Genomic DNA, 15,385 nt, shown 5'->3' with positions numbered 1-15,385 from the left:
AAGAGGCTAATGTATATCCAATAGATTTACATTAGCCTTCTTTTTTGTTAAAATAATAGATAGAAAGAGGGTGAGAGTATGTCAAAGACGAGCATGAGCATTCGTTTGGATAGCGAGGTTAAGGAGCAGGCCCAACAGGTGTTTAATAATCTGGGAATGGATATGACAACAGCTATCAATATTTTCCTTCGTCAGGCCATTCAATATCAGGGTTTACCTTTCGATGTCAGACTAGACGAGAATCGGAAATTGCTTGAGGTATTAACGGATTTAGACCAAAATCGTAATATGAGCCAACCCTTTGAATCAGTCTCTGACTTGATGGAGGATTTGCGTGCTTAAGATTCGTTATCATAAACAGTTTAAAAAAGATTTTAAGTTGGCTATGAAGCGTGGTTTGAAGGCAGAATTATTAGAAGAAGTTTTGAATTTTCTGGTTCAAAAAAAGGAACTTCCTGCCAGATATCGTGATCATCAATTAACGGCATCTAAGCATTTTCAAGGGGTTCGTGAATGCCATATCCAACCAGATTGGCTTTTGGTCTATAAAGTAGACAAGGAAGAATTGATTTTAAATTTGCTGAGGACAGGCAGTCATAGTGATTTGTTTTAATAAATTTTAAGGGGGTTCTCATGAAACTAAGAATTTTCGCAGAAGATAAGCCAGCTGAGAAGGTATTTGAATATCAATTAGAACTTGCTGATTAGACAATTCTTCTATCAACAGCACTCTTGTCAGGTGCTATTGCTTTGGCAGGATTATTTTCTGCTTTGAAAGAAAAATAAAAATTGAAAAGGAAAAATAGAATGGTTTTACCAAATTTTAAAGAAAATCTAGAAAAATATGCGAAATTATTGGTTGCGAATGGAATTAATGTGCAGCCTGGTCACACTTTGGCTCTCTCTATCGATGTGGAGCAACGTGAGTTGGCGCATCTGATCGTGAAAGAAGCCTATGCTTTGGGTGCGCATGAGGTCATCGTTCAGTGGACAGATGATGTCATCAACCGTGAGAAATTCCTCCACGCACCGATGGATCGTTTGGACAATGTACCAGAATACAAGATTGCTGAGATGAACTATCTCTTGGAGAACAAGGCTAGCCGTCTTGGGGTACGTTCTTCTGACCCAGGTGCCTTGAACGGTGTGGACGCTAACAAACTTTCAGCTTCTGCTAAAGCTATGGGACTTGCCATGAAACCAATGCGTATCGCAACGCAATCCAATAAGGTCAGCTGGACGGTAGCAGCCGCTGCTGGACTTGAGTGGGCTAAAAAAGTCTTTCCAAATGCTGTGAGCGATGAAGAAGCAGTCGATCTACTTTGGGACCAAATCTTCAAAACTTGTCGTGTCTACGAAGCAGATCCTGTTAAGGCTTGGGAAGAGCATGCAGCCATCCTCAAGAGTAAGGCTGATATGCTTAATAAAGAACAATTTTCAGCCCTTCATTACACAGCACCAGGAACTGATTTGACACTTGGCTTGCCGAAGAACCACGTTTGGGAATCAGCCGGTGCTATTAATGCGCAGGGAGAAGGATTCTTGCCAAATATGCCGACAGAGGAAGTATTCACTGCACCTGACTTCCGTCGCGCAGATGGTTATGTAACCTCTACAAAACCACTTAGCTATAATGGAAATATCATCGAAGGCATTAAAGTAACTTTTAAGGATGGACAAATCGTGGACATCACTGCTGAGAAGGGTGATCAGGTCATGAAAGACCTTGTCTTTGAAAATGCGGGTGCGCGTGCCTTGGGTGAGTGTGCCTTGGTACCAGATCCAAGCCCAATTTCTCAGTCAGGCATTACCTTCTTCAACACCCTTTTTGATGAGAATGCTTCAAACCACTTGGCTATCGGTGCAGCCTATGCGACTAGCGTCGTTGGTGGAGCAGAGATGAGCGAAGAAGAGCTTGAAGCTGCGGGACTTAACCGTTCAGATGTTCACGTGGACTTTATGATTGGTTCTAATCAGATGGATATCGATGGTATCCGTGAGGATGGAACACGAGTACCTCTCTTCCGTAACGGAGATTGGGCAAATTAAGGAGCCAAGATGATAGGAAGTATGTTTGTTGGTCTCCTAGTGGGACTCTTGGCAGGTGCTTTGACCAATCGTGGAGAACGCATGGGATGCTTTGGGAAAATGTTCCTCGGTTGGGTTGGAGCCTTTCTGGGGCACTTGCTCTTTGGAACTTGGGGGCCAGTTTTATCAGGAACAGCTATTATCCCAGCGATTTTAGGAGCCATGATTGTCTTAGCGATTTTCTGGAGACGGGGAAGTTAATTTCTTAAATCTGATACTCAATGAAAATCAAAGAGCAAACTAGGAAACTAGCCGCAGGCTGCTCAAAGCACTGCTTTGAGGTTGTGGATAGAACTGACGAAGTCAGCTCAAAACACTGTTTTGAGGTTGCAGATAGAACTGACGAAGTCAGTAACCATATATACGGCAAGGCAACGTTGACGCGGTTTGAAGCGATTTTTGAAGAGTATGAAATGAAAAGGAGGTTGGTCATTGTACCAGCCTCCTTTTGAGTGTGATATAATAGTTCTATGAGATTGGATAAATTTTTAGTTGCCTGCGCTATAGGGAGTCGAACTGAGGTCAAAAACCTGCTCAAGGCTGGGCGCGTGATGGTAAATGGTAAAAAAGAAAAATCAGCTAAACTGCAGATTGATGAAGAAAGAGATGAGATTCGTTTTGATGGGCAAGTGCTGGAATATGAAGAGTTTATCTACTACATGATGAACAAGCCCCAAGGAGTTATTTCGGCGACTGAGGATCCCAAGCACAGAACCGTTCTGGACTTGTTGGATGACTTGGCGCGTAGTAAGGAAGTTTTCCCAGTAGGGCGCTTGGATATCGATACGCATGGTCTTTTGCTCTTGACCAATGATGGTCAGCTTGCCCATGCTCTTCTTTCGCCAAAGCGTCATGTGGACAAGACTTATCAGGCACAAGTCAAGGGAATTATGACCCAAGAAGATGTGGAGATATTTGCTGATGGTATTCCTCTCAAAGACTTTACTTGTCAGCCTGCTAAACTGGAGATTCTTTCTACAGATGCAGAAAAGAATCAGAGTCAAATCCGTGTGACTATTGCAGAAGGGAAGTTTCATCAGGTCAAGCGTATGGTGGCCTACTGTGGCAAGGAAGTAGTAGACCTACAGCGTTTGACTATGGGAACTTTAGTCTTGGATGAGAACTTACAACGAGGGGAATGGCGTCGCTTGACCAAGGAAGAGTTAGAAATTCTCCTTGATAGTATTGCTTAATTTAGTTTATATTTGAAAAAGGTAAGAGACAATGTCCTTGCCTTTTATGTTTTTCAGTTGCTTCCTTTGTAAAAAGCGTTATAATAGACTGTAGAATAAAAGGAGGAATCTATGAACGCGATTCAAGAATCATTTACTGATAAACTATTTGCCAATTATGAAGCAAATGTAAAATACCAAGCGATTGAAAATGCTGCCAGCCACAACGGAATTTTTGCAGCCCTAGAACGTCGCCAAAGCCATGTAGACAACACCCCTGTTTTCTCATTGGATTTGACCAAGGACAAGGTTACTAACCAGAAAGCATCTGGTCGTTGCTGGATGTTTGCAGCTCTTAATACCTTCCGCCACAAACTCATTTCACAATATAAATTGGAAAATTTTGAGTTGTCACAGGCCCACACCTTCTTCTGGGACAAGTATGAGAAATCCAACTGGTTCTTGGAGCAAGTGATTGCGACTGCAGACCAAGACCTGACGAGCCGTAAGGTTAAATTCCTACTCCAAACACCACAACAAGACGGTGGTCAGTGGGATATGGTGGTGTCTCTCTTTGAGAAATACGGTGTCGTGCCTAAGTCAGTTTACCCTGAGTCTGTTTCATCTAGTAGCAGCCGTGAGCTAAATGCCATTCTCAACAAATTGCTTCGTCAAGATGCTCAAATCTTGCGTGACTTGCTTGCTTCTGGCGCAGACCAAGCGACTGTTCAAGCTAAGAAAGAAGAACTTTTGCAAGAAATCTTTAACTTTCTTGCTATGTCTTTAGGACTTCCACCACGTACATTTGACTTTGCTTATCGCGATAAGGATAACAACTACCAAAGTGAAAAGGGCATCACACCACAAGAATTTTACAAGAAATATGTCAATCTTCCACTAGAAGATTACGTTTCTGTTATCAACGCCCCAACTGCTGACAAGCCTTACGGCCAATCTTACACAGTTGAGATGTTGGGAAATGTGGTTGGTAGCCGTGCGGTTCGTTACATCAACGTTCCAATGGAGCGCTTGAAAGAATTGGCGATTGCTCAAATGCAAGCAGGTGAGACTGTTTGGTTTGGTTCTGATGTTGGTCAGCTCAGCAACCGTAAGGCTGGAATCCTTGCGACAGATGTTTATGACTTCGAATCAAGCATGGACATTCAATTCACTCAAGACAAGGCTGGACGTCTGGACTACAGTGAAAGCTTGATGACCCACGCCATGGTCTTGACAGGTGTTGACTTGGATGAAAATGGTAAGTCAACCAAGTGGAAGGTTGAAAACTCTTGGGGAGACAAGGTCGGTACAGATGGTTACTTTGTTGCCTCAGACGCTTGGATGGACGAATACACTTACCAAATCGTTGTTCGCAAAGAATTGCTGACAGCCGAAGAACAGGCTGCCTATGAAGCAGAACCAATTGTTCTTGCACCATGGGATCCAATGGGAGCCTTGGCTGAATAAAAGTATAGAAAAAAGGAATCAGATTTTAGAACCTGATTCCTTTTAAGTTGCTTGATTACATGATGTGAAGAACATGTGCCACAATACCCACTGCGAAGAGTGCAAGGATAATAGTGATTGGAGATACTTTTTTCTTAAGCAAGTACATGCAAAGGAAAGTAAGGAGTAGTCCTGATAGTCCAGGAATCAACATATCCAAGTTTTGTTGGAAAGTAGTAACTTTTTCAGGTGTTTGAGACAATCCTTGTCCTACTTGTGCGAATGCTTCTTGGATACCTTTAGATCCTTCTGGCAATTTATCCCAATGGATATAAGCCTTTTCATCTAGTTGAACTTTGGCAACATCGAAAGCAAATTTAATATTTACCCAACGTTGAACAAGGACAGCAAGAATGAACATACCAAGGATAGAAGCTCCTTTAGTGATGTCTTGGAGGATACCGCCAGACATATCTTTAGTGATTTCTGATCCAGCCTTGTATCCAATCTCTTGTGTATACCACAAGAATGACATACGAATCAAGTTCCAAAGAACGAAGAAGAGGATTGGACCTAAGATATTACCAGTAAGGGCAAGTGAAGCACCGAGTGATCCGAGGATTGGGCGTACTGTAAACCAGAATACTGGGTCACCGATACCAGCAAGAGGTCCCATCATACCGATTTTAACCCCTTGGATAGCAGCGTCATCAATTTCAACACCGTTAGCACGTTCTTCTTCAAGTGCAAGAGTAACCCCCATGATTGGAGCGGCTACGTATGGGTGAGTGTTGAAGAACTCAAGATGGCGTTCAAGAGCAGCTATTTGATCTTCTTTTTTAGTGTAGAGTTTTTTAAGAGCTGGAATTAATGAGTAAGCCCAACCCAAGTTTTGCATACGTTCATAGTTCCAAGAACCTTGTAAGAAAGTTGAACGCCACCAAACTTTTTTACGATCTGATTTAGTTAATTGAAGTTTTTCAGTCATGATGTTTTCAGTCCTTTCTTATCTTAGTAGTCTTCTAGGATATCGCCGATTGGGTCGTTAGAAGTTGCGGCTCCACCGCCACCGTTTCCACCAGTTTTAGAAAGGTGAAGGTAGATAAGAGCGATAGCAACACCGATAGCACCAAATCCGATTAGAGTAATATCTGACACGGCAGCAAGCACGAAACCGATAGCGAAGAATGGCCATACTTCACGAGTTGCCATCATGTTGATAACCATAGCGTAACCGACGGCAACGACCATACCACCACCGATAGCCATACCATCTTTAAGCCAATCAGGCATAGTATTTAGAATGCTTTGTACGGTTTCAGTTGGTACCATTAGAAGGAGTGCTGCAGGGACTGCAATACGAAGACCTTGAAGAAGAAGTGCGACAAAGTGAGCACGTTCAACTGCTTTGAAGTCACCTTTTTTAGCAGAAGCATCAGCAGTGTGAACCAATCCGACAGAGAGTGTACGGACAATCATAGTCAAGAATAGACCAGCAACTGCAAGAGGGATAGCAACCGCTTGGGCAACACCGATACCTGTCTTAGTAAAGTCGCCACCAAGAACCATGATAATGGCAGCAGCAACAGAAGCAAGAGCAGCGTCAGGAGCTACGGCAGCTCCGATGTTAGCCCAACCAAGGGCGATCATTTGAAGAGAACCACCAAGGATGATCCCTGCTTCAAGGTTACCAGTAACAAGACCGATAAGGGTACAAGCTACGATTGGTTGATGGAATTGGAACTGGTCGAGGATACCTTCAAGACCTGCTAGGAAGGCTACAACGACTACTAAAACCATAGAAATAATAGACATCTTTAAAATCCTTTCATAAAATCGATTATTGCACGTTTGCTTTGTTGATCAAGTCAAACAAATCTTTTTTCGTGTCGTTTGGTACTTTACGTACATCAAATTCAACACCAAGGTCACGCATTTTTTCAAATGTAGCAACGTCTTCTTTATCCATAGACAAAACGTTGTTAACCATTGTTTTACCAGTTGAGTGAGCCATTGATCCAACATTAAGAGTTTTGATTGGCACGCCACCTTCAATAGCACGAAGGGCATCTTGAGGTGTTTCAAACAAGATAAGGGCATGTGTTCCTCCGAAGCGAGGATCTTTTGCAACGTCGATTAGTTTTTGGATAGGAACAACGTTTGCTTTCACTTTACCTGGAGCTGCTTGTTTAATCAATTCTTTACGTAATTCGTCTTTAGCTACGTTATCTGAAGCAACGATGATACGATCTGCTTTTGAATCTGGAGTCCAAGCAGTTGCAACTTGACCGTGAAGTAAACGAGTGTCTAGACGGGCAAGGTTGATTTTGAGTTTACCGTCTCCGATGACAGTTCCTTCTGGAATAGCAGCTTGGGCAACTGGAGCAGCTGCAGCACTTGCTACTTCCTCAACTGGGTTTAGCTCTTCTGGAAGAGCCTTGATGCCATCTTTGGCTTCTTTAATGATATTAGCAGCGACTTTTTCTACACCTGCAGCAGCGTCCATGAGGCGCTCTGTGTAGGCTTGAATTAACATCGGTAAGTTCAGTCCTGTGATGATGGCAAACTTACGCTCAGGATTTTCTCCCATCACGCGACTAGCTTGGTTGAATGGAGATCCACTCCAAAGGTCAGCCAAAACTAGAACCTCATCTTCTGCGTCAAATGCAGCAACAGCGTTATTAAACTTAGCGTATAGATCATCAGGACCTTCATTTGGCATAAAGGTTACAACTTGAACCTTTTCTTGTTCACCAAAGATCATAGATCCTGACTGATGAATACCCGCAGCAAATTCGCCGTGGCTCGCAATAATGATTCCGATACTCATTATTGTCATTCCTCCTTTTTTGTTTTAGTTTTCGTTTAAGAAAACTTTAAGACTTTTTAAGTATAAACCGTTTTCATATAAAAAGCAACTATTTATCATAAAAAATTAAAAAGATTACATCTGAAAATATTGATATATTGAGTTTTAGAGAAGTTTTTTTGAATCCTTATTTAAAAATTTAATATAAAAAAGTTGGAAGCGCATTCCAACTTTTAAAATAGGTTTCTAATAGATTAGTGGGTGAAGTCGAGTACCATACGTCCTTGGATTTGACCTTTTTCCATTTCGTCGAAAATGGCTACGGCATCTTCTATTGGACGTTTTTGAACAACTGGAACTACTAAACCTTCTGCACCGAATTGGAAGGCTTCTTCCAAGTCTTTACGAGTTCCAACAAGAGAACCTATGACTTGGATTCCATCGAGGACTGTTTTAACGATGCTGAGTTCCATCATTTCAGAAGGAAGACCGACAGCGACGACGCGACCACCAGCACGAACTGAGTCAACAGCCTGGTTGAAGGCAACTTTAGACACAGCGGTTACGACGGCTGAGTGAGCACCTCCATCAGTTTTTTCCTTAATGAGTCCTGGTACATCTTCAACTTCTAGTCCGTTAATAACGATGTCAGCACCGACTTCTTTTGCAAGGGCAAGTTTGTCATTATTGATATCAACTGCGATAACATGAGCATTGAATACTTTTTTAGCATATTGAACAGCTAGGTTACCCAGTCCACCAGCACCGTAGAGTACAACCCATTGGCCTGGTTCAACTTTTGCTTCTTTTATAGCTTTATAGGTTGTTACACCAGCACATGTGATAGAAGAAGCTTGGGCTGGATCAAGTCCGTCAGGAACTTTAACAGCATAGTCAGCAGTTACGATACATTGTTCAGCCATACCACCATCTACTGAGTAGCCAGCATTTTTTACTGTACGGCAAAGAGTTTCACGGCCAGTTGTACAGTATTCGCAAGTGCCACATCCTTCAAAGAACCAAGCAACGCTGACGCGGTCACCGACTTTAAGGCTTTTCACATCTGGGGCAATTTCTTTAACGATACCAACACCTTCGTGGCCAAGAACACGTCCTGGTACTTGACCAAAGTCACCATGAGCAACGTGGAGATCGGTGTGGCAAACACCGCAGTATTCAATTTCTACAAGTGCTTCCCCAGTTTCAAGTGGGCGGAGTACTTTTTCTTCAACAGCAACACCAGTGCTTTCTGGATTTACAACAACAGCTTTCATAGCTATCCTCCTTGATATTGGCCGAGAACAGGGACAACGGGACTGGATTGATTTTGTGTCAACAGAGTCGAGTATGACGAGCTCTCTTGTATTTATATGTGAATTATATCACAAAAGAAAGCCTTTTCCAAGGCTTTGGAGGCAAAAAATAGAACAATCGATTAACTGGTTGATGAGACTGTGAAAAGAACACAAAGACTAGCTCGCAAGCTGGTCATACTCTTCGAAAATCAAATTCAAACCACGTCAGCTTCGCCTTGCCGTATATATGTTACTGACTTCGTCAGTTTCATCTACAACCTCAAAGCAGTGCTTTGAGCAATCTACGGCTAGCTTCCTAGTTTGCTCTTTGATTTTCATTGAGTATCAGTATGGACTATAAGAATAAATCTTGCAGGGTTTTGGCAACCCCGTCTTGGTCATTTGTCAAGGAAATTTGCTCATCTGCATAGAGGAGTAGCTCTGGATTGGCATTTTTCATGGCATAGCCCTTCCCTGCAAAAGCTAGCATTTCGGTATCATTGTGCTCATCTCCAAAGGCAATCAAATCCTTTTTGTCACGGTTCATTACCTTGAGCAAGTAGTCCAAAGCAAAGGCCTTATTGACACCTTTTGAGGTACACTCAAGGATATTGAGCGGCCCTCCCCAGGTATTGATAGACAGTTGATGCTGGTAGAAGGCGTTCATTTCTTTTGCAAGGGCATACTTGTCACTGGCTCTGGTCTGCAACAGAATACAGTTAGGATCCTTAGTTACCAACTCAGGCTGGAATTGATTTTCAGGCTGGAAAGCTTCTACACCAAATAGTTTGGGATTAGCAATTTCTTCATTAGGATTTGTAATGTAGAATTTTTTACGATATTCTCCAGCGATAAAATCGGCTTGAATTTCCTCTGAACGTCGAACCATGTCTAGCAGATATTTTTTGTCTACAGTCAAACACTTTTCAAAATCCCAAACTTGGTCTGGTAAATGAGTAAGGGAGCCGTTGAAATTAATCATAGGAGTGTTTAAGCCTAGTTCACGGTAGAAATCTTTTGACATTCGGTAAGGGCGCCCTGTCGTAATAATAACTTGATGGCCTTTTTCAGCAACTTTTTTAATAGTTTCTTTGGTAAAGTCAGAAATCTGACTGTCCGAGTTGAGCAGGGTTCCATCCAGGTCAACTGCAATAATTTTTTTCGTCATAGGGACCTTTCTAGTGTCTTTTCAGATAAGATGTCTACTATTATAACAGAAAGCAGGCAGAAAAGCAGATTCGAAACCAAAAAAGAAATTTCATCAAATTCTTAAATAAATCAAACAAAGATATTGAAAAAGTGAATGATAAATGATATAATTCTATTATTGTTCGTAAAAATTAAAAGGAGATTGATAATGGACAAATTATTTAAACTAAAAGAGAATGGTACAGACGTTCGTACAGAGGTTCTCGCTGGTTTAACAACTTTCTTTGCAATGAGCTATATTCTCTTTGTAAACCCACAAATTCTTTCGCAAACAGGAATGCCTGCTCAGGGTGTATTCCTCGCAACGATTATCGGTGCAGTTGCTGGTACCCTGATGATGGCCTTCTACGCCAACTTGCCATATGCTCAAGCGCCAGGTATGGGACTCAATGCCTTCTTTACCTTTACAGTTGTATTCGGACTTGGTTATTCATGGCAAGAAGCCCTAGCTATGGTCTTCATCTGTGGAATTATCTCATTGATTATTACCTTGACAAATGTTCGTAAAATGATCATTGAATCGATTCCAAACGCCCTTCGTTCAGCTATTTCAGCTGGTATCGGTGTCTTTCTTGCCTACGTGGGGATTAAGAATGCTGGACTTTTGAAATTTTCTATCGATCCAGGAAATTATACGGTTGCAGGAGAAGGGGCTGATAAGGCTCAAGCAGCAATTACAGCAAATGCTTCAGCAGTTCCAGGATTGGTCAGCTTTAATAATCCAGCTGTTTTGGTGGCTCTTGCAGGACTTGCTATCACAATCTTCTTTGTTATCAAAGGGATTAAAGGGGGAATTATCCTCTCTATCTTGACAACAACTGTTCTTGCTATCGCAGTTGGTTTGGTAGATTTGTCTAGTATCGATTTTGCTAATAACCATGTTGGTGCAGCCTTTGAAGACTTGAAGACAGTCTTTGGTGCAGCTCTTGGTTCAGAAGGTTTGGGAGCTTTGATTTCAGATACAGCTCGCTTGCCTGAAACTCTGATGGCCATTCTTGCCTTCTCATTGACAGATATTTTTGACACGATTGGTACCTTGATTGGTACAGGTGAAAAAGTTGGTATCGTAGCGACAAATGGTGAAAATCACCAATCAGCTAAGTTGGATAAGGCTCTTTACTCTGACTTGATTGGTACTTCAATTGGTGCCATCGCTGGTACTTCGAACGTAACGACTTATGTTGAGTCTGCTGCTGGTATCGGTGCAGGTGGACGTACTGGTTTGACAGCCTTGGTCGTGGCAATCTGTTTTGCAATTTCAAGCTTCTTTAGCCCACTTCTAGCGATTGTACCAACAGCCGCTACAGCTCCAATCTTGATTATCGTTGGGATTATGATGCTGGCCAGCTTGAAAAATATCCATTGGGACGATATGTCTGAAGCAGTTCCTGCCTTCTTCACATCTATCTTTATGGGATTCAGCTACTCTATCACTCAAGGGATTGCAGTTGGTTTCTTGACTTACACTTTGACTAAGCTTGTCAAAGGTCAAGCTAAAGATGTTCATGTCATGATTTGGATTTTAGATGCCTTGTTTATCCTTAATTATATCAGTATGGCACTATAAATGCTATAATATAAAAAGGGGGTCTCCCCTTTTTATATTATAGTTACTTGAAAATTGCTTCAAACTAGGTAGGTGATTTTGATTGAATGATAGGAGGATGATCGATGATAAAAAAGAATATTTGGAGTGAAGTATTAAACAGGGGGAAGTGGCTAATAATCTTTCTAGTAGGGCTTTTGTTTTCTCAGTTTCCTTTGGCTCTAGCAACTTTTCTAACTAGCAGAAAATTTCCACTGCTTCAAACTGGACTATTAGTAGGAATCTTATCTCTTGTGGTTTTAACTGTATTTATCATAGGTGCTAGAAAATCACAGTTGGCTAGTTTTAGTTTATCGTTTTTCAAGGCAAAGGACTTGGCTAGATTGGCCGTAAGTTATTTAGTCATTCTTATTAGTAATATTTCGGGTGTATTATTGTTACATTTGAGGAATGAAACAACAACCAGCAATCAATCAAACATTAATGATCTGGTCCAGAATAGTTCCTTGATTTCCAGTTTTTTCTTACTCGTTCTAATAGCTCCTATCTGTGAGGAGATTTTATGTCGAGGAGTGATTCCCAAAAAACTCTTTCGTGGTAAAGAAAATGTGGGTTATATAGTCGGTGCTATTATCTTTGCCTTGCTTCATTTACCGACCAATTTACCTTCCCTTCTTATCTATGGAGGTATGTCAACAGTGTTATCTTGGACAGCTTACAAGACCCAACGTTTGGAAATGTCTATCTTGCTTCACATGATTGTGAATGGGGTTGCTTTTTGTTTGTTAGCTCTTGTGGTAATCGTGAGTCGGACATTAGGGATTTCTATTTAAGATTTTTGACAATTGCTTACTTGTTTCTACTGGGAAAAAGATGAATGCAATCGTGTCCATCTTTTTCTTTTTATGGTAAAATAGAGAAATAATATGGTGAAAAGCCTTGAGGGAGTGACCGATATGTCAAGTAAAGCCAATCATGCAAAGACAGCTATTTGCGGAATTATCAATGTAACCCCAGACTCCTTTTCGGATGGTGGTCAATTTTTTGCTCTTGAGCAGGCACTTCAGCAGGCTCGTAAATTGATAGCAGAAGGGGCTAGTATGCTAGATATCGGCGGAGAATCGACTCGCCCGGGCAGTAGCAGTAGCTATGTTGAGATAGAAGAGGAAATCCAGCGTGTTGTTCCAGTGATCAAAGCGATTCGCAAGGAAAGTGATGTCCTCATTTCTATTGATACTTGGAAGAGTCAAGTAGCAGAAGCTGCTTTGGCTGCTGGTGCCAATCTAGTCAATGATATCACTGGTCTCATGGGTGATGAAAAAATGGCCCATGTGGTAGCAAAGGTTGGAGCGAAAGTAGTCATTATGTTTAATCCAGTCATGGCGCGACCTCAGCATCCTAGCTCGCTCATATTTCCTCATTTTGGTTTTGGTCAAGCTTTTACAGAGGAAGAGTTAGCTGACTTTGAAACATTGCCAATCGAAGACTTGATGGAGGCTTTCTTTGAACGAGCACTAGCGAGAGCAGAGGAAGCTGGTATTGCACCAGAAAATATCCTGTTGGATCCAGGAATTGGCTTTGGTCTGACCAAGAAAGAAAATCTGCTTCTTTTACGGGACCTGGATAAACTACATCAGAAAGGCTATCCAATCTTTCTCGGAGTGTCGCGCAAGAGGTTTGTTATCAATATTCTTGAAGAAAATGATTTTGAAGTCAATCCTGAGACAGAACTTGGTTTCCGCAATCGAGATACGGCTTCGGCTCATGTAACCAGTATCGCTGCGAGACAGGGTGTGGAAGTGGTGCGCGTGCATGATGTGGCTAGTCACAGGATGGCAGTTGAAATTGCTTCGGCTATTCGTCTGGCTGATGAAGCGGAAAATCTAGATTTAAAACAATATAAATAAGATGAAAGAATTTGAAAACAATCAGTGGATTGCTAACTACCGGACGGATCAACCGCATTTTGGCTTGGAACGAATGGTGGAACTGTTGGCGTTGCGTGGAAATCCCCATCTCAAACTCAAGGTAATCCATGTCGGAGGGACCAATGGCAAGGGATCGACCATTGCTTTTTTGAAAAATATGCTAGAAAAGATGGGGCTGAGAGTTGGTGTTTTCAGCTCGCCCTATCTCATTCATTACACAGACCAGATTAGCATCAATGGGGAATCTATCCCAGAGGCTAGACTAGAAGCCCTCATGGCAGACTATCAGTCTTTGCTGGAGGGAGAAGCGGTCGCTAATTTACAGGGCACAACCGAGTTTGAGATTATCACAGCTATAGCCTATGACTACTTTGCCTCAGAGCAAGTAGATGTGGCTATCATGGAAGTGGGCATGGGTGGACTCTTGGATAGTACCAATGTCTGTCAGCCCATTTTGACAGGAATTACGACTATTGGCTTGGATCATGTGGTCCTACTTGGTGACACCTTGGAGGCTATAGCAGAGCAGAAAGCTGGTATTATCAAACAAGGTATTCCCTTGGTGACAGGGCGTATTGCTCCAGAAGCTTTGGCTGTGATTGACCGCATTGCGGAAGGGAAAGATGCGCCGAGATTTGCCTACGGGACAGATTATCAGGTCAGCCATCAAAAGAGTGTGGTTACAGGCGAAGTCTTTGACTATACAAGTGTTGTCAGACAAGGTCGCTTCCAGACTGGCCTGCTTGGTTTACACCAGATAGAGAATGCTGGAATGGCCATAGCTTTACTTGATACTTTTTGTCAAGAAGATGGTCGAGAACTAGCAAGCAATCACTTGCTTGCTCAAGCCTTGGAAGAAACAAGTTGGCCAGGGCGTTTGGAGGTCGTGTCAAGAGATCCCTTGATGATCTTGGATGGAGCCCACAATCCCCATGCTATCAAGGCTTTATTGGCAACCTTGCAAGAACGTTTTGCGGATTATCGTAAGGAAATCCTCTTTACTTGCATCAAAACCAAGGCCTTGGAGGATATGTTGGATTTGTTGGAGCAAATCCCAGATACCGAGCTTACCCTGACACATTTTGACGATAGTCGGGCGACTGATGAAAACGTGCTGAAAGAGGCAGCCAAGTCTAGAAATCTCAGCTACCAAGGTTGGCAGGATTTTCTAGAGCAGAAATTGACAGATAAAAAAGAAGAGAAACAAACAGTTAGGATTGTCACGGGTTCCTTGTATTTCTTGAGCCAAGTGAGAGCCTATCTGATGGAGAGGAAGAACGAAAATGGATACACAAAAGATTGAAACAGCTGTAAAAATGATTATCGAGGCTGTGGGAGAGGACGCTAACCGCGAGGGCTTGCAGGAAACACCTGCTCGTGTCGCCCGTATGTACCAAGAGATTTTTTCAGGTCTTGGTCAAACAGCGGAGGAACATTTGTCAAAATCCTTTGAGATTATTGACGATAACATGGTAGTAGAAAAGGATATCTTTTTCCATACTATGTGTGAGCACCACTTTCTACCATTTTATGGGAGAGCGCACATAGCCTACATTCCAGATGGTCGTGTGGCAGGCTTGTCTAAGCTAGCTCGTACGGTTGAAGTTTATTCTAAAAAACCACAAATTCAAGAACGTTTGAATATCGAAGTGGCCGATGCCTTGATGGACTATCTAGGTGCTAAAGGAGCCTTTGTTGTCATTGAGGCGGAGCATATGTGTATGAGTATGCGTGGAGTGAGAAAACCAGGAACTGCAACCTTGACGACAGTAGCTCGTGGTCTATTTGAAACAGATAAGGACCTTCGAGATCAGGCTTATCGTTTAATGGGACTATAATACTTTTCGAAAATCAAATTCAAACCACGTCAGCTTCCATCTGCAACCTCAAAA

General features: G+C 42.2%; 17 protein-coding genes. 12 read left to right on the top strand and 5 right to left on the bottom strand.

Annotated elements, in window-relative coordinates:
- Positions 1 to 78 precede the first annotated feature (78 nt).
- The 7 genes from ACWPV5_RS09655 (at position 79) to pepC (ending at position 4,727) form a co-directional block, all read left to right on the top strand.
- Positions 79 to 342 (top strand): type II toxin-antitoxin system RelB/DinJ family antitoxin, encoded by a 264-nt coding sequence (locus ACWPV5_RS09655; protein ID WP_454383668.1) that lies wholly within the window; start codon positions 79 to 81, stop codon positions 340 to 342.
- Positions 335 to 613 carry a type II toxin-antitoxin system YafQ family toxin gene (locus tag ACWPV5_RS09650; RefSeq protein ID WP_454383666.1) on the top strand — a complete coding sequence of 93 codons (279 nt, stop codon included), beginning with the start codon at positions 335 to 337 and terminating at the stop codon, positions 611 to 613. The genes ACWPV5_RS09655 and ACWPV5_RS09650 overlap by 8 nt, the downstream gene beginning before the upstream one ends.
- Before the next feature lie 194 nt (positions 614 to 807).
- Positions 808 to 2,049, top strand: coding sequence for an aminopeptidase (locus tag ACWPV5_RS09645; protein ID WP_454383664.1), 1,242 nt, complete (start codon positions 808 to 810; stop codon positions 2,047 to 2,049).
- Positions 2,050 to 2,058: 9 nt separating this feature from the next.
- Positions 2,059 to 2,289 carry a GlsB/YeaQ/YmgE family stress response membrane protein gene (locus tag ACWPV5_RS09640; protein ID WP_101782460.1) on the top strand — a complete coding sequence of 77 codons (231 nt, stop codon included), beginning with the start codon at positions 2,059 to 2,061 and terminating at the stop codon, positions 2,287 to 2,289.
- 20 nt (positions 2,290 to 2,309) lie between these two features.
- The gene (locus ACWPV5_RS09635; RefSeq protein WP_101782461.1) at positions 2,310 to 2,540 is read left to right on the top strand and encodes a hypothetical protein; all 231 of its coding nucleotides are present in this window, start codon (positions 2,310 to 2,312) and stop codon (positions 2,538 to 2,540) included.
- Between the two features lie 18 nt (positions 2,541 to 2,558).
- Positions 2,559 to 3,281, top strand: coding sequence for a pseudouridine synthase (locus tag ACWPV5_RS09630; protein WP_454383661.1), 723 nt, complete (start codon positions 2,559 to 2,561; stop codon positions 3,279 to 3,281).
- 111 nt (positions 3,282 to 3,392) lie between these two features.
- Positions 3,393 to 4,727 (top strand): aminopeptidase C, encoded by a 1,335-nt coding sequence (gene pepC, locus ACWPV5_RS09625; protein WP_261070618.1) that lies wholly within the window; start codon positions 3,393 to 3,395, stop codon positions 4,725 to 4,727.
- 55 nt (positions 4,728 to 4,782) lie between these two features.
- Here the strand turns inward: pepC and ACWPV5_RS09620 are convergent, their stop codons facing one another.
- From ACWPV5_RS09620 to ACWPV5_RS09600, 5 genes are all read right to left on the bottom strand, one after another.
- On the bottom strand, positions 4,783 to 5,694 hold the full coding sequence (locus ACWPV5_RS09620) for a PTS system mannose/fructose/sorbose family transporter subunit IID (protein WP_033676082.1): 912 nt from the start codon (positions 5,692 to 5,694) through the stop codon (positions 4,783 to 4,785).
- A gap of 23 nt (positions 5,695 to 5,717) precedes the next feature.
- Positions 5,718 to 6,521, bottom strand: a complete 804-nt coding sequence (locus ACWPV5_RS09615; protein WP_049543673.1) for a PTS mannose/fructose/sorbose transporter subunit IIC — start codon at positions 6,519 to 6,521, stop codon at positions 5,718 to 5,720.
- A 25-nt stretch (positions 6,522 to 6,546) separates the two neighbouring features.
- Positions 6,547 to 7,536: a PTS sugar transporter subunit IIB gene (locus tag ACWPV5_RS09610; RefSeq protein ID WP_004258131.1), complete on the bottom strand. Its 990-nt coding sequence runs from the start codon at positions 7,534 to 7,536 to the stop codon at positions 6,547 to 6,549.
- A gap of 233 nt (positions 7,537 to 7,769) precedes the next feature.
- Positions 7,770 to 8,789, bottom strand: coding sequence for an alcohol dehydrogenase AdhP (gene adhP / locus ACWPV5_RS09605; protein ID WP_000649185.1), 1,020 nt, complete (start codon positions 8,787 to 8,789; stop codon positions 7,770 to 7,772).
- A gap of 376 nt (positions 8,790 to 9,165) precedes the next feature.
- Complete coding sequence (locus ACWPV5_RS09600) at positions 9,166 to 9,978, bottom strand: Cof-type HAD-IIB family hydrolase (protein WP_454383657.1); 813 nt, start codon at positions 9,976 to 9,978, stop codon at positions 9,166 to 9,168.
- 189 nt (positions 9,979 to 10,167) lie between these two features.
- Here ACWPV5_RS09600 and ACWPV5_RS09595 point away from each other — a divergent pair, with 189 nt between their 5' ends.
- The 5 genes from ACWPV5_RS09595 to folE all read left to right on the top strand — a co-directional run bounded on the left by ACWPV5_RS09595 (position 10,168) and on the right by folE (position 15,331).
- Positions 10,168 to 11,586, top strand: coding sequence for an NCS2 family permease (locus ACWPV5_RS09595; RefSeq protein ID WP_000359256.1), 1,419 nt, complete (start codon positions 10,168 to 10,170; stop codon positions 11,584 to 11,586).
- Positions 11,587 to 11,690: 104 nt separating this feature from the next.
- Positions 11,691 to 12,398: a CPBP family intramembrane glutamic endopeptidase gene (locus tag ACWPV5_RS09590; RefSeq protein ID WP_454383655.1), complete on the top strand. Its 708-nt coding sequence runs from the start codon at positions 11,691 to 11,693 to the stop codon at positions 12,396 to 12,398.
- Positions 12,399 to 12,491: 93 nt separating this feature from the next.
- On the top strand, positions 12,492 to 13,472 hold the full coding sequence (gene folP, locus ACWPV5_RS09585; protein ID WP_454383653.1) for a dihydropteroate synthase: 981 nt from the start codon (positions 12,492 to 12,494) through the stop codon (positions 13,470 to 13,472).
- 1 nt (position 13,473) lies between these two features.
- Entirely contained in the window at positions 13,474 to 14,796 is a 1,323-nt protein-coding gene (locus ACWPV5_RS09580; protein WP_454383651.1) for a bifunctional folylpolyglutamate synthase/dihydrofolate synthase, read from the top strand.
- Positions 14,777 to 15,331 carry a GTP cyclohydrolase I FolE gene (folE, locus tag ACWPV5_RS09575; protein ID WP_000380931.1) on the top strand — a complete coding sequence of 185 codons (555 nt, stop codon included), beginning with the start codon at positions 14,777 to 14,779 and terminating at the stop codon, positions 15,329 to 15,331. Before ACWPV5_RS09580 ends, folE begins: the two co-directional genes overlap by 20 nt.
- Positions 15,332 to 15,385 lie beyond the last annotated feature (54 nt).

It is taken from the genome of Streptococcus sp. Marseille-Q7156 (genome assembly GCF_965119495.1).
This window is presented reverse-complemented; position numbering and strand designations above follow the sequence as displayed.